Here is a 20,027-nt window from a genome sequence, read left to right as displayed (position 1 = left end):
TATGGGCATTTAATGTTGGTGCTGGTAGCGACTAAAACCTGGGCCGTAGGTTGCTAACAAGTTTTGCGGTGAGAGGGCAATTTCTGGCTTACCAGTACAAACAATGCTTTGGTTGAGGCAAAGCACGCGATCGCAATGGCGATTTACCATATCAATATCATGGGAAACTTGTAATACCGTCCAACCCTCCTCCCCCTTTAATTCATTTAGCAAAGCGTAAAAATCTGCTGAACCTTGGACATCAACACCAGCAAAGGCTTCATCCAATACCAACAGTTTCCGAGGCATTACCAAACAATAAGCCAACAACACCCGCTTGAGTTGACCGCCGCTAAGAGTACCAATAGCTTGATGCTGTAAATGATAAGCATCGGTTCGCCGTAAAGCTTCTACTACTGCTGTCGATTTTTCTTTATCTTGTCTCCACAGCTTGGAGAAAAATAAATCTCCCCTTTTCCCTTCCTTAGCCCATCCCAGTCCCACCAATTCGCTAACAGAAATGGGAAAGCTGCGGTCAAAGATGAAGTTTTGCGGCATATAGCCCAACAGGTGACGTAAACGCCCCAGCCTTGCAATTGGGCGACCGAATATTTCAATCGTCCCAGCACTTCGAGGTATCAAATCTAAAACCGCTTTTACCAGAGTACTTTTACCAGCACCATTGGGGCCAACTATGGCTGTATCTGTTCCCGGAAACAATTCAAAGGAAACATCTCGAACAGCTAGATAGCTGCCTTGGTAGACAGTTAATCCTTCTACTTTCAAAATAGCAATCTCATTGGTCATTGGTTATTGGTCATTGGTTATTGGTTTTCACAAAGGACAAATGACTAACTTATCTACATGAAGTTTCTAGAATTTGCAAGTTAGCTTTCATCGCCTTAAAGTAATGTTGTGGATCTGTTTCGCCAGTTTCCAGAGAATCCAGAGGACGCAAAGTTAACTTCAAGTCTTTGGAGAGGCTGGTTAGGAGTTTGTTATCTACTCCTGGTTCGCTAAATAAAGCTTTAACTTTGTACTTTTTTACAGCATTGACTGCATTTTGTACATCCGTTGGTGAAAGTTGATCTTCGGGAATTTGCACCACAGCAACTTGTTTGAGGTTATAGCGTTTTGCTAAATATGGAAACGCATCATGAAAGGTAATAAAGGTACAAATAGGAGTTTTCTGTAAAGTCTGCTGAAATTCACCGTTTAAACTTTCTAATTCTTTAATATAAGCGGCAGCGTTTGCCTCATAAGTAGCTTTATTCGCAGGGTCAGCAGCAATTAATCCATCCCGAATGTTAGTTACCTCTTGTTTTGCCAAAACTGGATCTAACCAAACATGAGGATTACCTTGGGCGTGTTCGTAGTCTTCTTCATCTTTCCCTGTTTTGACAACAGGTGAAATTTCATTTAAGGGTTTAATACCAGTACTTGCATTAATTTCAACTAATTTGGCGTTTTGGGCATTTTTGACAGTATTTTCCAGAAATCCCTCCAAACCTAAACCATTTTTTACTAACACATTCGCAGTTGCGATCGCTTTGACATTTTCGGGTGTCGCTTGGTATTCATGTACCTCCGTACCAGGCGGCACTAGAATTTCTACATCTGCCACATTCCCAACAACTGCCTTAGTAAACAAATATATCGGCAAAAATGTCGTCACTACTTTAGTTTTCCCTAACTGCGCTACTGGGGTGGATGTAGTCGCCTGTGCTGGCGGCGACTGTTCAGAAGTTGATCTCTGATTCGGATTCGATTGGCTACAGCCACCAGTCATTGACAACATCAACAGAGCAATTATGGACAAAATGCCGTTTCTTTGTCTACCTGTTCTAAGTCCTCTGCAATTCCCCATCACAGTGTTTTCTCCTCAAAATGGATGCAACGTCTGCCTCTGTCGCAATTCCTATTGACAATGAGACTTATTCTTAATTTATACTATAATAATTCTCATTCTCATTCAAGATACATAACATTATTCTGATTTTTCTGTATAATAAGTAACAATAAAGTTTTTTGGATGGTACAGCCTTCTGTAATTTATTTTTCTCTGGATAATTAGGAATCCTTGACTTTTTTTGTTAAAAAGTTTGCTTAATTCTGATAAGATTGCTGACAAATATTCTCATAAAATACACGTTCAGAAAAACGTGCTTTGGGTGTGAATTGGAGATCAGTGTGAGGAGAAAAATGCAAAAATTCTGTAAATATCTGCTAGTTAGTCCAGCAATTTGCTGTGCATTGCTATTTGTAAATACTGCTGCATTTGCAGGTGAAACATCTGGTACGTCTGAAATCAATCAACCGCAAGTTTTAGCTAATCCAGACATAAAAGCTGAGAACATAGCGCCAGATCGGGCAATGGCACAAGTTACTTCTGTGTCTCAATTTTCTGATGTACAACCCACCGACTGGGCATTCCAAGCATTACAGTCTTTAGTTGAGCGTTATGGCTGTATTGCTGGATACCCAAATAGCACTTATCGCGGTAATCGGGCATTAACGCGATATGAGTTTGCTGCTGGTTTGAATGCTTGTCTCGATCGCGTTAACGAACTGATTGCTACAGCCACAGGCGATTTAGTTAAGAAAGAAGATTTAGCCACATTACAAAAGCTGCAAGCAGACTTTTCAGCAGAACTGGCGACACTCCGAGGTCGTGTAGATGCAGTAGAAGCTAAAACTGCTGAATTGGAGGCGCATCAATTCTCAACCACAACCAAGCTGAATGGTGAAGTCGTAATTGCGATCGCAAGTGTTGTAAGTGGTAATACAGTTAATGGTCAAGAAGTCAACCAAAATGCCGTCCTTGCAGACCGGGTACGTCTGAACCTCGACACCAGTTTCACGGGTAAAGATTTACTTAGAACACGACTTCAGGCAACCAACCTAGACCCATTCTCTCAGACTGCTACCTTTACACCAGAAGGTGATTTCCGATTTGCTGGTGGTAACAACAATAATGGAGTTGTCATAGACGCATTATTGTATCAGTTCCCTCTCGGTAGTAAAACAGGCATCACTCTGGAAGCAAATGCAGGTGCAATTGATGATTTCACTAACACCGTCAACCCATACTTAGATGGGGATGGCGGTAGCGGTGCCCTTTCCCATTTTGGAACTCGCAACCCAATTTATTATCTAGCCAATGGTGCTGGTATCGGAATCAAACACGAGTTCAGTGATAAGCTCGAACTAAGCTTGGGGTATTTAGCGAATGATGCTGCTAACCCTCAACTAGGCTCTGGACTCTTCAATGGTGCTTATGGTGCTATGGCACAGTTAACTGTTAAGCCTAGCAACCAAATTACCCTTGGTTTGACCTACCTTAACGCCTACAGAAATACTTTTTTTGCCAATGGTAGTGGTGGTAGCAATAACGCTAATGACATATTAGAGAATGCTATTAGTAACTCCTACGGTATAGAAGCATCCTTTCAACCTAGCTCAAAATTTGTCATTGGCGGTTGGGCTGGCTTGACCAAAGCTCGCGTCCTTTCGGTTACTCCTGGCGATGCTGACATCTGGAACTATGCCGTCACAGTGGCTTTCCCCGATCTTGGGAAAACAGGTAACATTGCAGGCATTATTGTGGGTATGGAACCTAAAGTTACCAGCGTGAGCGGCTCTCTCAGCAATGCGGGTATCAATAAAGATCCAGATACTTCATATCACATTGAAGGTTTCTATCAATATAAGTTGAGTGACAATATCAGCATCACCCCAGGAGTTATCTGGCTAACAGCGCCAGATCATAATAATCAAAACGATGATATCGTGATTGGTACAGTGAGAACCACATTCACTTTCTAATTTTTAAATATTAAAATGAGACGCAAAATTATCTTTTGCGTCTTATGTTTTGTATGTGGTTTAAAAAATAAAAACCAGTATTGTTGCTGGGCTTGATATTTCCAAACAATATAGCGATTCCAGGACTATTTCATTATCATTTAGAGGATGTTTGAAAAGTCATGCAACCTCTTAGCCCGCTACCATAAAGAGAGATAAAAGTCTTACGCTTTTTTAGTATGATTCTAAGTAGAGAAAGTATCTGAAGCAATTATGTTTGCGCGCCAAATGTCTCTGGATCTACACCCAAATTTACCCAGCCAATTGCCTCACGCGCTGATTTCATATTCGGTGGAACTCGCAAGGCATGAATAAAACTTGTGCTAGGGCAAGTCATTTTTAATAAATAAATTGCTTCTTCATCAACATCAGCATCAATTTTTAATAGTGTGTATTCTTGCCAATTATCTAATTCAATAGCTTGTAGTTCTTGGCAAATTCGGGCATAACCAATACCCTGAATTAATACTCGGCGTAGTTCAGCATTTTCCTCTGTCAAAAGCCATTGAGATTGCCATTGCTGCGGGTGAATTTTACCGTATTCTTCAGGTAAGGTTACACCGTGGTAGGAGTAGAGGCTATATCCATCGATAAATTCAATGGCGGGTTCGCCTTCAGCGTGGAGGCGGTTTTCATTATCGAAGCGCAGGTGAAGAGGGCGATCGCATACTATACAAAATTTTTCAAATGGAGAAAGCCAACCACAAAACCTTGATAAAGACTGTAAAGTTTCCCATCTTTTTTTACTGTAATAATAATTTAATACAGTAACGTAAAAATCCACACGACAACAACGATTCGCCAAATTTTGGAAATTTAACCAGAGACGATCTCCTAAATATATATTAAATTTAGGCTGATTATAGACTTTATCTTCTAATACATATTCTTGGGGAGTGAAGCTTGGTTCAAAAATAGTTAAGCTTCTAAAAATCTGCGTATTTATTTGATATGAAAAATCTCTATTTTTATTAGTTAAGTTTGCCGTAATATAGCCGCAAACCTTATCATTTAAACTTAGAGTTTCTAGATTATTAAAACTTAAACTAGGTAGCTTTTGATAAATAATTTTTAAACCAGCATAAGGACTTTCACAAAAAATAATTTCTGGCTCTTGTTTATTGATAGCTGTATATGCAGCTTTGACAACTTCCGCAGCTTTTTCACGATCAATCCGCTCGGTCGAAAGCGCAGTTTTCTGCCACTTTTCCCGATAACCTGGAATTAAAGCCTCTTCTTCAGGCGTTAAATTTTCAATCAGCGACATAACGCCACCCTTCAGGCTCATATTCCCTCTGAATTTTCACCATCCAATCACCTTGGGGAATAGAAATAGCTTTATGCTCCTCATGAGCTAGCAATGCCGACTCTGAAAACACACGTAAATAAAGTGTGCTATCTTTCTCGTATAATTCTGCGTTTCCCTCAGTAATGCGATGCTTATGCCCCGTAACTTCGCCTTCTGCCAAAGTTAAGTGAGGTATTTTTTCTCCTTCAATTTGCTGCACAGGCACTAAAATGACATCACCTTGACGAATCGGTTGCATAGTTTTGCTTTCCTGACATGGAGTACAAACCCTACTTCGCTTTTGCTCTCAAGTTTGGTTTAATTTTGGCACAAGCTATATGAGAGTGGGAATTGCCAATTGGAAACTGCAAATTGGGAATTGCGAATTGACAACAGGCAGAGGTGCTGGTCTTGCTAAGGAGAAAACTACTCCCCTTTTCTGCCTACTTGCTACTTCCCCAGTCCCCATTCCCCAGTCCCCAATCCCCAAATTTTAAAACTGTAGTCGCCAATTATGCGTTAGATAAGTTAAAGATTGAAATAGCTGGAAATTCACACCCAGCGTAGCCTCATCTATCCTCTGGGACAGACTGGGCCATAAGTTCGGGGGATTTTCTCCCAAACAGACAGTTTATGTGAGGATTAAATCACCGCCCTAAGCGCGACTTATCTTGACAATTTGCAAAAATTACCTCAATTTGACTGTTTAGCTTAGTTGCTATTCTTTTTATTGAAATTTCCATGTCAACTCTCGTCATCGTCGAATCTCCAACCAAAGCTCGTACCATTCGCAACTACTTGCCAGCAGGCTATCGGGTGGAAGCGTCTATGGGTCATGTGCGTGACTTACCCCAGTCGGCTAGTGAAATTCCTGCTGCCGTCAAGGGGGAAACATGGGCGCAGCTAGGGGTAAATGTGGACGCCGACTTTGAACCGGTATATGTTGTCCCGAAAGACAAAAAGAAAATTGTCACCCAGCTTAAAGAAGCCCTTAAAGATGTAGATGAACTGATTCTGGCAACGGACGAAGACCGGGAAGGTGAAAGCATTAGTTGGCATTTATACCAATTGCTGAAGCCGAAAGTTCCGACTAAGCGGATGGTGTTTCACGAAATTACCCAAGAGGCAATTAAAAAAGCTCTGAAAGATTGCCGCAAAATCGATGAGCAGTTGGTTCGCGCCCAGGAAACACGGCGGATTTTAGATCGACTCGTGGGCTATACCCTGTCTCCCCTGTTATGGAAAAAAATCGCCTGGGGATTATCTGCTGGGCGGGTACAATCTGTGGCTGTGCGGCTTTTAGTCACTAGGGAACGCCAACGCCGCGCTTTCCATGAAGGTACGTACTGGGATTTGAAAGCCAGTTTGTCAAAGGAAAAAACCCCCTTTGCTGCTCAGTTGGTAACATTGGCAGGAACCAAAATCGCTAACGGTAGTGATTTTGACGCAACGACTGGACAAATTACCGCAGGTCGCAATGTCTTGTTGCTCAATGAAGACCAAGCGGTAGCCCTCAAGGAACGCTTAACTGGGAAAACCTGGAGTGTTACCGAGATGGAAGAACGCCCAGTGACGCGCAAGCCGTCGCCGCCATTTACTACCTCGACGCTGCAACAAGAATCTAACCGGAAATTGCGCCTGTCAGCCCGCGATACGATGCGCGTTGCCCAGAATTTGTACGAACAAGGGTATATTACCTATATGCGGACAGATTCGGTGCATTTGTCAGATCAAGCGATCGCAGCGGCTCGAAGTTCTGTAGAAAAGCTTTACGGTAAACAATACCTCAGCCCTCAACCCCGGCAATACACCACCAAATCCAAAGGCGCACAAGAGGCACACGAAGCAATTCGCCCAGCAGGTAGCACCTTTCGCACCCCTCAAGAAACTGGTTTGGGCGGTCGAGAACTTGCCGTTTACGATTTGATTTGGAAGCGGACTGTCGCCTGTCAAATGGCTGATTCCCGCCAAATTCAAATCACCGTGCAATTGCAAGTTGAGGATGCGGGATTCCGTTCTTCTGGCAAACGGATTGAATTTCCGGGATACTTACGCGCCTACGTCGAAGGTTCAGATGACCCAGAAGCAGCACTGGAAGACCAGGAAGTAATTTTGCCCAATCTGAAAGTAGGCGATCGCCCAAATTGTACAGAACTGGAAGCAGTTGGACACGAAACCCAACCGCCAGCTAGATACACTGAAGCAACTTTAGTGAAAACCTTAGAAAGCGAAGGTATCGGTCGTCCCAGTACCTACGCTAGCATCATTGGCACAATCATCGATAAAGGTTATGCCCATTTGGTGAGTAACGCTCTTATTCCCACCTTCACCGCTTTTGCCGTCACTGATTTATTGGAAAAACATTTTCCCGATATCGTTGACCCCAGTTTTACCTCGAAGATGGAGCAAACCCTTGATGACATTTCAACGGGTGAAGTGAAATGGCTACCTTACTTGCAAAAATTTTATCTAGGAGAACAAGGGCTGGAAACCCTCGTAAAAGAAAGGGAAAGTCAAATTGATGCCACCAAAGCTAGGACTGTAGAACTGGAAAATCTAGATGCCAAAGTCCGCATTGGTAAATATGGCCCCTACATTGAAGTCGAAAATGGTGAGGGGGTAATCACCGCTTCAATTCCCAAAGACTTGACACCAGCCGACCTCGACCCCAAACAGGTAGAAGTATTGCTGCGGCAAAAAATCACAGGTCCTGATCAGGTAGGACGGCATCCCGAAACTGGCGAACCGATTTATGTAAAAATCGGTGCTTATGGGCCTTATGTCCAATTGGGTGACAAAACCGACGAAAACCCCAAACCGAAACAAGCCTCACTACTCAAAGGTGTTACCCCAGAAACCGTTACCCTGGAAATGGCTGTTGGTCTGTTGGCACTACCCCGAACATTGGGAGTTCATCCAGTCACAGGCGGCAAAATCCAAGCAAGTTTGGGACGCTTTGGCCCTTATGTCGTTCATGACCAGGGAAAGGAAGGGAAAGACTATCGTTCCCTGAAAGCTGCTGATAATGTATTGACAATTAGCCTAGAGCGTGCATTGGAATTATTGTCCGAACCAAAAAAGGGACGCAGTTCCACCAACAGCAAGTCCAAGGCAGCCTTACGTGAATTGGGTACGCATCCAGAGGATGGAGAAACAATTAACATTTATGATGGCCCTTATGGTCCTTACATCAAGCATGGCAAAACTAATGTGAGTATCCCAGAAGGTCAAACGGTAGAAGATATAACCTTATCCGAGGCGCTGAACTTGTTGGCAGCTAAGACATCGACAGCGAAATCGACTCGGAAAACGACTAAATCAACGAGTTCTAAATCTAAGTCAACTGCTAAGTCAACGACGGCTACAAAGAAAAAGGCAACAGAAGGTTAATTGCAAGTCAAGAGTCCAAAGTCTAATCTTTAACTCTTGACCCTTGATATCCATCCTTGATAGGATGCAGTTCGGTAGGTTGCAAGTGTGATACTCTAAAAAGTAAGGGAAAACACAACGCCAAATTTTAGAAGTGGCTTATGTCCCAAATACGGGATTGTGTTTCAGCCCGATTGGAAGCCAGAAGTGCGACAATATGCCATTTTCTGCGTACCTGTTAATCAAAAATTGAGGTAGTATCTCAGGAGCGTTCAGTTCATGGACTATATAGAAAAGGTGCTGGAAAAGCTTAAGGAATTAGCTCGCAGGCTAATTGAAAGTCTGTTAGGGCCAGAGGCTGAACCGGAACCGGAACTGATTCCGATTCCTGTGAACGATCGCTCGCGTCGTCGTCACTAGACCCAAAGTGCTAAACTCGACGTTGCAACCCTTAAGCATTCTGGCACTGCATGGGCCAAACTTAAATTTGCTAGGACAGCGAGAACCAGGAATTTATGGTTCGTTGACACTAGCCGAAATTAACCGCCTGTTAGACGAAGAAGCATTCAAGTTACAGGCGAAAGTTTTTCCTTTGCAGTCAAATCATGAAGGAATTTTGGTAGATAGCATTCATGGCGCATTAGGATTACATCAGGGAATTTTAATTAACGCAGGGGCGTATACTCATACCAGTGTGGCATTGCGAGATGCGATCGCGGCTGTAAACTTGCCCACAGTCGAAGTACATCTGAGTAATATATACCGCAGGGAAGATTTTCGCCATCATTCGTACATCGCCGCAGTTGCGATCGGTCAAATAAGCGGCTTTGGCGTTCAAAGTTACTTGTTGGGCTTACAAGCATTAGTGAATTATTTGAGAGTTAAAAGTTAGAAGTATAGACGCGAAAAATCTTTGTCTGTACAGGAATTTGGAGTTGGTAGTAAAGTTAAGAATTAGCAATCTTTCATTAACTCCTCACTTTTAACAACATAATTTATGCTTTACTCTCCTATCAGTCGGTTTAAAGGTACTTTCCTTGGAGCATTTCTGGGGGTAAGTTTAGCATCTGGTGGTATGCAGTCTCATTACCTAGATTTGGGCAGAATGGCAATTCTAGGAACTGAAAGTTTGATTGCGTTAGGTAAATTAGATTTAGATGATTGGATAGCGCGTCAGCAACAAGAATCTCTTCATTTAACAGCAACTGATGATATATCAATAAAAATAATTATTGCCACACTACCAGTAGCACTTTTTTTTCACGAAAATCCGATTAAGCTCCGGCAAAACTTGCTGCTTGTACTCAAAATCTGGGAGGATGATCCAGTAGTCAGGGATGGAACACTAGCAATAGCTTATGCAATATCTCTTGCACTAACTGAAAAACTCAACCCTCTAACCTTAATCCCGCAAATAATTTCCTTTCTCGGTGAAACACCCACATCAATACCAAAAAAATTATTAGCAGTCCAGAATTTATTACAGCAAGGGGCGGGATTGTCAAGGGCGCAAGCTGAGTTTGCTAAAGAAGAAAAACTCAGTAACACTATTGCTATGGCATTTTACTGCTTTTTAAGCACCTTAGAAGACTTTCGCCTTGCAGTTTTGCAGGCTAATCGCAATCGCAATCCTAAAGTAAAAGAAGTTAGGTCTCTAAGCTCACAGGCTACAAGTGCAATTACTGGTGCTTTATCAGGAGCATATAATGGTATGGGCGGAATTCCCGTAAATTGGCAAGTTTTGCTCTTGCAAAGGAATTCTCCAGTCTGGGGACTAACTAGTTTTTCCCAAATGTTACAATTAATCGATACATTTGTGGCGGTGTGGTCAGGAGTGTATGATATTGCCCTAAATCCAAGGGAGTTAACAGAGGAGGAATGTGAGGTGGCTTTGCTTTCGGTTTACGCAGCTCCTCGTGTAATTCGGTCGCGTTAATCCTTTTTTACCGAACAATGTTAAATTCTGAAGACTACCAATGTAGCCAGAAACTAAAAAATTTAGTAGTCTGTCAAGTTTAAATTCGATGGCTAAAGAATTTCGTAGTAAGAACTTGATTCCTTATTTTCTAAGCATTAAAGTGCTGACTAAAAACCCTCAAAATTAGCTTGACAAAGTATTAGCACATCTTGGCTCAAATACACTTCTACCATTTCTAGATGAAGACGGATAGAAAGAACCCCACCGCTTGCAGCACCTCGCCTTGTTAAGAGGTTGAATGAACAAGTATTTCGCTGTAATTTTAGGCACTCTTAGATCCCCCCTAACCCCCCTTAAAAAGGGGGAAGAATCAAAGTCCCCCTTTTTAAGGGGAGGTTGGGAGGGGTAAAAATAATGTGCAGCTTCACAGAGAATTGGTATTACCATCTCGATTAATAAGGCTTAGGGCTTTTGCCCCCTGTTATAGTGTACTAGTCTTATATACTAGAAGTTCTCAGCAAACCCTCGGACAGATTCTGTAGGTAATTATTGTGGCAAATCAGCTTCAATTAGCCTCCGTCACCGTAGTTGCAATAGTAGCAGATCAAACTTCCCTGATGATTGTCTTTTTTTGAGCTATCAAAGTAGGCAATTGCAGGCAGAGATAATAAAAATGCAGCAATTTTTGCAGTTCTTAACCCAGCAATTGACTCACTGGCGGCGACAGTACAAAGGACTACGCCGTAAGGGAAAGTTAATGAAAAGTCCCAAAAGCAAAAGCCATAGAAGGGAACTTCTAAGGACTATTCTGAAGAATGTAATCTTATTTTTATCAAAAACCAATGACAAAAGCTGTCGTCGAAAACAAGAAACAGCGCTCAAGTTAAAGGCAAAATTGGTAAAAACTAAGAGGAGTATTTATAAAGTTTGTTTAGATTGGGTACACGAACAGCGTTCCTTGGTAATTTTAGCGATCGCTATACTATCTTTCACAGGTATTCTTGGGCAAAAATTATATAATCAAACTCAACTCCAAATAGGACATCCCGCGCCCCAAACGATTATAGCGCCCTACACAACTAGCATCGAAGATCGCAAAGAAACAGAAGCCGAGCGCAAAGCAGTCAGCAAAAGTTCTTTGCAAGTGTTGATGCTCGATCCGCGAATGAACGAACAAATCAACGAAAATTTGCAAAAATTTCTGGATGATAGCAACGAAATTCGCGTCGTTGCTGGAGCTTTTCCTTTTTTTGATCCTGTGGTTTTGTCTATCTCTACCCAGCGTTACCTCCGCTCTTGCTCTGACTCAGAATGGCAAGCACTGTTATTGGCTATAGAAAATAGCAAAAATCAGCAGAAAAAAGGAACAGGACGAAACGCCATCTCATCCCGTCCATCATCTATAGCACCCAATCAGGAACGCCAACCGCACAAAACACCAACGCCAGAGAAGACACGAGTTGATTTTTCTCAAAACACTGATTTTACTCAAGCAATAGCAGAACTAGAATCTTACCGCCTCACAACTTCTGAGAAAAACTTGTCTTTACTGATTGCCCAAATTTCCCGAACACGCAAAAGATACACCCAAGCGACTGCCAAACTTTTACAGTTAGAGACTATTACGCCAGAAGCAGTATACGAGGAATCCTTACTTTTGGATTTGTCAGATGTAGAGTGGGAAAAAACCCAGAAGGGAATCCATCAGAGTGCAGAGCGAATTCTCGCTCAAGGCATCGCACAGGGACTGCCAAAAAATATCTTGCAGGATGCGGTGAGTTTACAATTGCAGTCCTTTGTACCAGAATCTGCCGAACCTTTAGCAAAAAACCTGTTGATAGCTGTACTCAAGCCGAATCTGCAAGAAGATGAAGAAAAAACGAGAGAAAATGCTAAAAAGGCTGCTGCTGGAGTGTCACCTGTGATGGTGAAGTTCCGGGATGGTGAGGTAATTGTTAAAAAAGGAGTGCAGATTACTGCATGGGACTTTGATGTGCTAGAGCATTATCACCTAGTTCACCGCGAGGTGAAATGGCAGGAGTTGGTGAAGTTAGGAGGCGTGATTGCGATCGCCATTAGTATTTTTGTCTGGGTAGAACGACATATTGATTACGAATTGCGACAACGCGATCGCTTATTGGTATTATTGCTGACTCTGAGTGTGCCAGGATTGGTGCCGATGGGATTGCCTTATACAACCTGGAGTGCCCTTGGTTTATTGTTGGGAAGCTTCTATGGCCCCACTTTGGGGTTGACAGTTGTCGGACTGCTGTTGCCGATATTACTGCTTTTGCCGATATTAGGTATTAGCTTGGATATGAGCAAGGCTGCACTTTTAGCTGGTGCAGGTGGGGCAATATTAGGTAGTTACGTCGCCCAACGATTGCGATCGCGTGAAGAATTGGCATTATTAGGGGTTGCGATCGCCTTAACTCAAGGCAGCATTTATCTGGTTGTTAAAATCTTAATTGGTCAAGCATTTGCTTCAACCTGGTATATCGTCCTCCGAGAAGCCGGATTTTTTGCTTTATCCGGTTTAGGCTGGAGTGTTGTCGCTTTAGGGTTGAGTCCTTATCTCGAAAAAGTTTTCGATTTAGTCACTCCCATCCGCCTGGCAGAACTGGCAAACCCTAACCGCCCTTTATTAAAACGACTAGCTACAGAGACTCCTGGGACTTTCCAACACACGCTATTTGTCGCTACCCTTGCCGAAGCTGCTGCCAAAGAACTAGGATGCAATGTTGAATTAGTCAGAGCTGGGACATTATACCATGATATTGGCAAAATGCACGACCCCCTTGGTTTTATTGAAAATCAAATGGGGGGACCGAATAAACATGATACAGAAATTAAAGACCCTTGGAAGAGTGCAGAGATTATCAAAAAGCATGTAACTGAAGGGTTAGTGATGTCGCGTAAACACCTTTTACCGACAGCGATTCAAGCTTTTATTCCAGAGCATCAGGGAACGATGCTGATTGCTTATTTCCATCACCAAGCCCAGCAAATGGCTCAGGAAGATCCAAGTTTAACAGTGGACGACGCGGATTTTCGCTACGATGGCCCAATTCCCCAATCACGGGAAACCGGAATTGTCATGTTAGCAGATTCTTGTGAAGCAGCGCTGCGATCGCTGCAAGCATCGACTTCAGCAAAGCATCAGGGAGAGAAGCGATCGCTCAAAGATGTCTCGCCTGAACAAGCTTTAGCAATGCTGAACAATATTTTACGTGCCAAATGGCAAGACAATCAACTCATCGATTCAGGACTAAAACGGGAAGAGATGTCACAAATTGCCCAGATATTTGTGGATGTTTGGCAGCAATTTCACCACAAACGGATTGCTTATCCGAAGTTGAAGGCTAGTAGTACTGCGCGGAATGGCACTAAGTTAAGCTGAAGAGTATGCAGCGTAAAGATTGCAGAGGGGCAGGGGGGCAAAGGTGCAGAGGGGAATTTCTAAATATCCGAACGCAATACCTAAAACTTCTTCTTTCTCCCCTGCTCCCCTGCACAAGGTTTTGAGAGATGTGGTGAGAAATCCGGGCTTGGTGGTTAGGACATCAACAAATGATGAAACTTAGACACAAAAAGACTTTTCACCCAGTCCCCAGTCCCCAGTCCCTTGCTATAATTTGGGATAATTTATTTTCTGCAAGTCCCTAAAGTTAGCGAAGTCCACCCGATATGTATAGCGTTTCGCCGGTGATCCAGGCGGAATCGGAGGACGCGAGGAAGACAACTGCTGGTGCGATATCTTGCGGCTGTCCAATGCGACCAAGTGGAGTTTGGGCTTCAGTCTGTTTGCGGCCTTCGTTGTCGGCTGCGGTCAATCCTGCCGTCTGCGTACCCTCCGTTTCCACCATACCAGGATTGATGGAATTGACGCGGATGTGGTGCGAACCCAATTCTTTAGCTAGGGACTTTGTTATAGCATCGACGGCAGCTTTAGTAGCGCTGTAGACAGAGGCATTTGCAGGCGTGAGGGTACTAACAATCGAACTGATGTTGATGATGCTGCCACCTTCTGAACTGAAATGCTTGACAGCTTGTTGTGAGGTGAGAATTAATCCCAGCACATTCAGATCGAACTGCTTGTGAAAATGCTCTTCGGTGATGCTTTCGAGCGGAGAAAACTCGTAAATGCCAGCGTTATTAACCAAGATATCGAGCCTGCCGAATGTCTCCTGCGTCTTTGCAAACAGACGTTCGATTTCTACTCTTTGGCTAACATTTGCTTGTACTGCGATCGCCTTACCGCCATCACCGAGAATCTTGTCAACTAAGCGATCTGCTCCTTCTTTGCTAGAGGCGTAGTTGACAACAACTGCTGCACCTTCGGCTGCCAGATCCAAGGCGATGCCAGCACCGATTCCTTTGGAGGCTCCCGTGACAACTGCAACTTTTCCTTCTAGTTTTTTCATGGTTATGAGTTCCCTATGGTTGTTGAGTTTGAAAAAGCCGTCTGCGCGAATTATGTCGAACGATCGAAGAGGTGCGATCGCGACAACATCTTCATATTTAAGAATATTTTGAGTATTTTAACTTATTGATAAAAGGCACTTTATCTTAATTTTTCACAAATGATTTATTGTAAATAAAAGGGTTTAAGACCCCTACCTCTACAGGTAGCCCCAGTTTCAAGTCGGGGTTTAAATCCCCGCCTGAAATTGTCTTGAATTTTGAATTGTTAAATCTCATCCTTTTGGCTAAAGACCAGATGTTCCGGCAAAATTGTGCGTCCACCTGAGAGGATGGCTGCCCGTTCTAAGGTGTTTTGCAACTCCCGCACATTACCAGGAAAAGTATAATTCCTCAGCCTCTTCATTGCCGACTCGGCCAGCGCCAAGCGTTTAAATCCCCGTCGCAAAGCAGTAGTGCTAAGAAAGTGTTGGGTAAGTTGTTCTAAATCTTCTGGGCGATCGCGCAAAGGTGGTAATTCCAACCGCACGACGTTAAGGCGATAAAAAAGGTCTTCCCGAAATTGGTTTTGCTGTACCATCTGCTCTAGATTGCGATTGGTTGCGGCAATAATCCGCACGTTGACTGTGTGTGTCTGGTTGCTACCCAGACGTTCAAAGGAACAATCCTGTAACACCCGCAGGAGTTTACCTTGAATCACCATACTCAGTTCTCCAATTTCATCCAAAAAAATTGTGCCGCTATTTGCTTGCTCAAATCGTCCAATTCGCAGGTGATTTGCGCCGGTAAATGCTCCTTTTTCGTGTCCAAATAATTCTGCTTCTAGTAAATGTTCTGGTAGTGCAGCACAGTTAACTTTTACTAATGGCGCTTTGCTGCGGGGACTGGCTACATGAAGGGTTGAAGCAACCAATTCTTTACCAGTACCAGATTCTCCAGAAATAAGAACAATTGTATCTGTGGGCGCAAGACGACCAATGAGCTTGAAGACTGATTGCATCGGTTGCGATCGCCCTAATAATTCCTCCTGTCCTGTCTGCAAGGTAGATTCACCAACTTGATACAATGGTTCTTGATGATGGGCTAATGCTTTTGTAGTCAAATTTACCAGTTCGTCTAAGTCAAATGGTTTAGTTAGGTAATCGTAAGCACCTAACTGCATTGCTTCAATTGCGGTGCGACTGGTTCCATAAGCTGTCATTACAATCACTGGTAACTCAAATCGCTTTTGCTCTAATTGCTTTAATACGGTCATCCCTTGAGTTTTGGGCATTTTCAGATCGAGAAAGACTAAATCAAGATGAGTGGCTGAGTTTTGTAACAGCTTTAATCCTTGTTCTCCGTCGGCTGCTTCTAGTACCTCATGGCCTTCGCTGTGCAATATTTGGGCGATCGCTTGTCGTAATGCTTTTTCGTCATCAATAATTAGAATTTTTGCCATTTAGCTTTATATCCTTGTTTCTGTTAATAGTTAGGAATTACGGAATAATGAACCGCAGAGGCGCAGAGGTCACGGAGAGATGAGAGTTTGAGAGGTATATTTGCGTAAGTCCTAAATAGGTAAATAAATACTAAAACGAGTACATCCCGGTTTAGATTGCACATCAATATAACCGTGATTGCGTGTGACAATTTCGTGGCTAATGGCTAACCCTAGTCCTGTTCCTTCCGGTTTGGTGGAATAAAATGGGATGAAAATTTGCTCTTGAGCTTCGGCAGATAAGCCTTTTCCCCGATCCTCGACCCAAGCTAGCAAAAGGGAATTGTTCTTTTCTTCATTCTTTAATATTTGCTCAACTCCAATTTTTACTTGTTCACCTTCAGGACTTGCTTGAATTGCATTCAAAATCAAATTCACGAATACTTGTCCCAGTTCGTGACGACAAAGCGGTATTTGCGGTAAGGATGGGGTGGGAGGCAGATAAAGCAAATCAACTCCGCATTCTTCAGCTTTGAGGCGTAGTAAGGCAATTGATTCTTGAGCGATCGCTTCTAGGGAAGTTACTGTGGGAATTTCCTGTTGGTTATGGTCAAAATACAGAAGTCTTTTAACTAGATGTTCCAAACGTTCCACCTGTTCGAGCAAACTCCCAATTGGGAGATTGTTAATTGCCTGTTTCTGTAGTTGGCGTTCTGTATATTGCAAGTTCAACCGCATACTGGCGAGGGGATTACGAACTTCATGAGCAACACCTGCTACCAATTGTCCTAATGAAGCCAAATGCTCAACTCGCCGCAGCCGTTGTTCTAAGTCTTGACGGCGAAACTGCATTGTGTTGATTGCACTTCCTAGCAGTCCCATTTCAGCAGGTAGAGGCGGTATCTGTTCTGCCGGATTTGCTTCCATCGCCTTGAGACTCTGCTGTAGTTTCTGCACGCCCCACTGGAGTTGCATAGCAATGGCAAATGTCCAGATACCGACAATTAACATCCCCAGGACTATCATCCCACTCAACATTTTCTGCGGACTATCTTCTGTCCGTGGCATCCGTTTCATAGTCCATACTGACCCCCAAAGAGGTAATGGATCTACTCGCAGTACCAAAATATCCAATTTGGGACGAAGTACGAGTTCTTGGGGTAAGCCTTGACTAGTTGCCTGTCGCGCCAATTGTAAAATTAGATCCTGTTCAGTGGGAGGAATATCTCGTTTCGGCACTGGCCCGCCATGAGTGGGAAAAGCGTATCCCAATAAGCGATCGCGCTGTAGGAGATAGAAGCCCCCTTCTACACGGGGAAAATTTCCTAAAGCGTCTGTTGATAAATCCTGTAACGACTGATTTAAAACTTCGTCAGGCGTTTCTGTATGATTGGGCCGAGATTCCCAAAACAACTTTATTAGGCGGGTATTAGCACTCGCTAGTTCACGCTGATTACGGGAAACTATTGTCCCCTCCAGACTCTCAAACAGTTGGATGACTAGCCATAGCGCTAATCCACTCAGACTCAGAAATAGAACTGTCAAAATTGTAAGTTGTTGCCGCAGAGTCCAGCGTCGCAGGGGCATAGATCAGAAAATGTTTAGGGCAAAAAATATAACCAGTTCTTATATTCTGCGATCTGCTTTGACTTAAGTGTACAAGTGTACCTTTGGCACGATTTTTGCACTTTGGAATTTTGAACTATTTTAACTTTTAGTGAGATAGCGTATGCAGGACTCCCGCGATCGCATTACTTCCCAAACTGCCACAGAACTGTTTACCTTAGCAGCACAAATCCAAGGGCAAAAATCCCATGATTATGCACCTTCAGAACTGGTTCAAGCTGCGACAGAGGCAGGTATTTCTCCAGAAAATCTTCAGGAGGCATTACAACTTCTGCATATCCAACAGACTCAAAATCAGACTCGCCGCCGCAACCTGCGTTTGATCCTCAGCAGTGGAGTCGCCGGAATTGCGATCGCTTTTGCTGGTGTTTGCACTTACTTTGCCTTCAACCAGCAATCAGCGATGGGAGGACGGGGATTACCTACCGCAGCGATCGTTAATCCAGACAGTCGAGTTGCTCCTGATGCGCCCCCACCTGATGGCAATACTGCAATTTACACTGGTACAGTGCAACAATACTTACTCAATCCCGAAGGCAGAGTTGATGGTTTACTACTCAAAAATGGGCTTCAGGTCAAGTTTCCGGCTCATCTGAGCAACCAACTAACTAATTTGATTGCTCCCAATGCTGAGGTTAGCGTCACTGGTACGAGTGGTACAGCCACTCGCTTCGGGCAAGAAATCCGGGCAATTCAGATTACTAATCAAAAGAATCAGCAGACAATTGCTGCCCAACCTCCTACCGCGCCACCCCCACCTCCTGCTAACCCTGCTAGTTACACCAGTTTCTCTGCCGAGGGAACTACTCAGCATTGGCTAGTTGGGCATCGAGGAGAACTTAATGGCTTGATCCTCTCCTCTGGCGTAGAAGTTAAGTTTGCCCCCCATGTTGGGGAACAACTGGTTAATATAATTCAGGGAAATGACAAAGTTAAAGTTCAGGGTTTTGGTAGCCACAACAACTATGGACAAATCATAGAAGCAACCCAATTAACTGTAAATGGACAGAATGTAGCTTGGCGCAGCCTCCCATAGGCATTGCTCAGGCATTTCCAACCCGCAAAAGATTGCGCGATCGCTTTTATTTTTCGCTGAACCGATTCAAAAACCTTTACTCATCGGTCAAGATGCAAACGATCCACGGGTAAGACAATCAGAAAGCGATCGAATGGATATGGTTTTGCCAAACCAGAAAATCGGTTACACTTTTTTGCGATCGCACAAGAGTTTATCGCAAAATATTTAGGTTGTAAATTTTAACTTTTGGCAGATATATAGGAATCCTACTTGAATCTTGCTCAGTATACTGAGAAGTCAAGCTTTGTATGTCAAGCTTCTAGGCAGCTTGATTGTTCAAAAATCAAATAGGAGTCCTATAGTCATTCTGGAATAGTTAAATAAAGCCTCAAAAATCAAAAGGTGGTTAGATAAACTTACTGACCACCTTGATATTTGTAAGTTTGAAGTCTAACAATGTATTCAAGCACTTTCGACTGACAGTCATTGAGGAATTTTTCTTGAATTTTATCAATATCAAGTTTTCTAGCAAACTCAACTTCTGAAAGAATCTCCTGACATTCATCTATTGTTGCCCCATTTACTGCTCCATATAGTATCCCGGTTGGATATTCATGAATACAATACTGAAGCGCTCGAATCTGAACACTTAGTAAGTCTTTATGTACTTCATTATTGTTTGGAGCGAGCAAGTAACATTCTTTCAGTAACCCATAGTCTGTTTTAAAGTCAATCTGCTTGTGGAGATGCTTTACTTTATAAAAATTGTTGGCTGTACGAGCAAGCCACAAAACTGACCAAGGATCGCGCTTTTGATAACCACTAAGAAGAACAGGAAATACAACCTGTTCATAAAGCTCATAGCGAATTATATTTAACCTAGATTCATATTCTTCAGTTTCTAGAAACTCATGAGTCCACAATTCTTTCTCGGCAAAGGAAGCAAAGGAAGCAATAAACTGCTGAAGGTGTTGTCTGGCTTGGGTGCGAAAACCAAGTGTTTTATAATGTAAGTACTGTTTGTAATAATTAAACTCAACGAATCTGTCACCAGATCCGTTGGTCTTCAGAACCGGACTTGAGACTTTCACCTCATCCGGCTCCTCAATGACTTGACTCAAAT

General features: G+C 43.1%; 15 protein-coding genes. 7 read left to right on the top strand and 8 right to left on the bottom strand.

The window, feature by feature from the left end; all coding sequences use genetic code 11:
* Positions 1-9: 9 nt before the first annotated feature.
* Entirely contained in the window at positions 10-786 is a 777-nt protein-coding gene (locus V7K42_RS25520) for a metal ABC transporter ATP-binding protein (RefSeq protein ID WP_334920038.1), read from the bottom strand.
* 49 nt (positions 787-835) lie between these two features.
* Complete coding sequence (locus tag V7K42_RS25515) at positions 836-1,846, bottom strand: metal ABC transporter substrate-binding protein (RefSeq protein ID WP_334920037.1); 1,011 nt, start codon at positions 1,844-1,846, stop codon at positions 836-838.
* A gap of 335 nt (positions 1,847-2,181) precedes the next feature.
* On the opposite strand from V7K42_RS25515, the gene V7K42_RS25510 reads away from it, so the two are divergent.
* Positions 2,182-3,804, top strand: a complete 1,623-nt coding sequence (locus tag V7K42_RS25510; RefSeq protein ID WP_334920036.1) for an iron uptake porin — start codon at positions 2,182-2,184, stop codon at positions 3,802-3,804.
* A gap of 250 nt (positions 3,805-4,054) precedes the next feature.
* On the opposite strand, the gene V7K42_RS25505 is transcribed toward V7K42_RS25510, so the two are convergent.
* Both V7K42_RS25505 and V7K42_RS25500 read right to left on the bottom strand, forming a co-directional pair.
* The gene (locus V7K42_RS25505; RefSeq protein ID WP_334920035.1) at positions 4,055-5,131 is read right to left on the bottom strand and encodes a DUF6745 domain-containing protein; all 1,077 of its coding nucleotides are present in this window, start codon (positions 5,129-5,131) and stop codon (positions 4,055-4,057) included.
* A complete protein-coding gene (locus tag V7K42_RS25500; protein ID WP_334920034.1) occupies positions 5,097-5,390 on the bottom strand; it encodes a hypothetical protein in 294 nt (97 codons plus the stop codon). Before V7K42_RS25500 ends, V7K42_RS25505 begins: the two co-directional genes overlap by 35 nt.
* A 482-nt stretch (positions 5,391-5,872) precedes the next feature.
* On the opposite strand from V7K42_RS25500, the gene topA reads away from it, so the two are divergent.
* The 5 genes from topA to V7K42_RS25475 all read left to right on the top strand — a co-directional run bounded on the left by topA (position 5,873) and on the right by V7K42_RS25475 (position 13,818).
* Positions 5,873-8,521 (top strand): type I DNA topoisomerase, encoded by a 2,649-nt coding sequence (topA, locus tag V7K42_RS25495; protein ID WP_334920033.1) that lies wholly within the window; start codon positions 5,873-5,875, stop codon positions 8,519-8,521.
* Between the two features lie 258 nt (positions 8,522-8,779).
* The gene (locus V7K42_RS25490) at positions 8,780-8,920 is read left to right on the top strand and encodes a hypothetical protein (protein WP_012410890.1); all 141 of its coding nucleotides are present in this window, start codon (positions 8,780-8,782) and stop codon (positions 8,918-8,920) included.
* 7 nt (positions 8,921-8,927) lie between these two features.
* Entirely contained in the window at positions 8,928-9,392 is a 465-nt protein-coding gene (gene aroQ / locus V7K42_RS25485; RefSeq protein ID WP_334715387.1) for a type II 3-dehydroquinate dehydratase, read from the top strand.
* Between the two features lie 105 nt (positions 9,393-9,497).
* Positions 9,498-10,436 carry an ADP-ribosylglycohydrolase family protein gene (locus V7K42_RS25480; protein WP_334920032.1) on the top strand — a complete coding sequence of 313 codons (939 nt, stop codon included), beginning with the start codon at positions 9,498-9,500 and terminating at the stop codon, positions 10,434-10,436.
* Between the two features lie 649 nt (positions 10,437-11,085).
* Positions 11,086-13,818: an HD family phosphohydrolase gene (locus V7K42_RS25475; protein ID WP_334920118.1), complete on the top strand. Its 2,733-nt coding sequence runs from the start codon at positions 11,086-11,088 to the stop codon at positions 13,816-13,818.
* Positions 13,819-14,086: 268 nt separating this feature from the next.
* On the opposite strand, the gene V7K42_RS25470 is transcribed toward V7K42_RS25475, so the two are convergent.
* The 3 genes from V7K42_RS25470 to V7K42_RS25460 form a co-directional block, all read right to left on the bottom strand.
* On the bottom strand, positions 14,087-14,842 hold the full coding sequence (locus V7K42_RS25470; protein ID WP_334920031.1) for an SDR family NAD(P)-dependent oxidoreductase: 756 nt from the start codon (positions 14,840-14,842) through the stop codon (positions 14,087-14,089).
* Positions 14,843-15,108: 266 nt separating this feature from the next.
* Complete coding sequence (locus V7K42_RS25465) at positions 15,109-16,281, bottom strand: sigma-54-dependent transcriptional regulator (RefSeq protein ID WP_334920030.1); 1,173 nt, start codon at positions 16,279-16,281, stop codon at positions 15,109-15,111.
* A gap of 111 nt (positions 16,282-16,392) precedes the next feature.
* Positions 16,393-17,847: a sensor histidine kinase gene (locus tag V7K42_RS25460; RefSeq protein WP_334920029.1), complete on the bottom strand. Its 1,455-nt coding sequence runs from the start codon at positions 17,845-17,847 to the stop codon at positions 16,393-16,395.
* Positions 17,848-17,989: 142 nt separating this feature from the next.
* On the opposite strand from V7K42_RS25460, the gene V7K42_RS25455 reads away from it, so the two are divergent.
* A complete protein-coding gene (locus tag V7K42_RS25455; protein WP_334920028.1) occupies positions 17,990-18,922 on the top strand; it encodes a hypothetical protein in 933 nt (310 codons plus the stop codon).
* Between the two features lie 398 nt (positions 18,923-19,320).
* On the opposite strand, the gene V7K42_RS25450 is transcribed toward V7K42_RS25455, so the two are convergent.
* Positions 19,321-20,027, bottom strand: a 707-nt coding sequence (locus tag V7K42_RS25450; RefSeq protein ID WP_334920027.1) for a hypothetical protein, incomplete at its 5' end; no start/stop codon positions are given.

Origin of the sequence: Nostoc sp. (assembly GCF_036917455.1) — a bacterium.
Taxonomy (GTDB): domain Bacteria; phylum Cyanobacteriota; class Cyanobacteriia; order Cyanobacteriales; family Nostocaceae; genus Nostoc.
This window is presented reverse-complemented; position numbering and strand designations above follow the sequence as displayed.

Excerpts from the sequence above, each read along its gene's own strand:
- V7K42_RS25520 (WP_334920038.1), bottom strand. The coding sequence starts at position 786 with ATGACCAATGAGATTGCTATTTTGAAAGTAGAAGGATTAACTGTCTAC.
- V7K42_RS25515 (WP_334920037.1), bottom strand. The coding sequence starts at position 1,846 with ATGGGGAATTGCAGAGGACTTAGAACAGGTAGACAAAGAAACGGCATT.
- V7K42_RS25510 (WP_334920036.1), top strand. The coding sequence starts at position 2,182 with ATGCAAAAATTCTGTAAATATCTGCTAGTTAGTCCAGCAATTTGCTGT.
- V7K42_RS25505 (WP_334920035.1), bottom strand. The coding sequence starts at position 5,131 with ATGAGCCTGAAGGGTGGCGTTATGTCGCTGATTGAAAATTTAACGCCT.
- V7K42_RS25500 (WP_334920034.1), bottom strand. The coding sequence starts at position 5,390 with ATGCAACCGATTCGTCAAGGTGATGTCATTTTAGTGCCTGTGCAGCAA.
- topA (WP_334920033.1), top strand. The coding sequence starts at position 5,873 with ATGTCAACTCTCGTCATCGTCGAATCTCCAACCAAAGCTCGTACCATT.
- V7K42_RS25490 (WP_012410890.1), top strand. The coding sequence starts at position 8,780 with ATGGACTATATAGAAAAGGTGCTGGAAAAGCTTAAGGAATTAGCTCGC.
- V7K42_RS25480 (WP_334920032.1), top strand. The coding sequence starts at position 9,498 with ATGCTTTACTCTCCTATCAGTCGGTTTAAAGGTACTTTCCTTGGAGCA.
- V7K42_RS25470 (WP_334920031.1), bottom strand. The coding sequence starts at position 14,842 with ATGAAAAAACTAGAAGGAAAAGTTGCAGTTGTCACGGGAGCCTCCAAA.
- V7K42_RS25465 (WP_334920030.1), bottom strand. The coding sequence starts at position 16,281 with ATGGCAAAAATTCTAATTATTGATGACGAAAAAGCATTACGACAAGCG.
- V7K42_RS25460 (WP_334920029.1), bottom strand. The coding sequence starts at position 17,847 with ATGCCCCTGCGACGCTGGACTCTGCGGCAACAACTTACAATTTTGACA.
- V7K42_RS25455 (WP_334920028.1), top strand. The coding sequence starts at position 17,990 with ATGCAGGACTCCCGCGATCGCATTACTTCCCAAACTGCCACAGAACTG.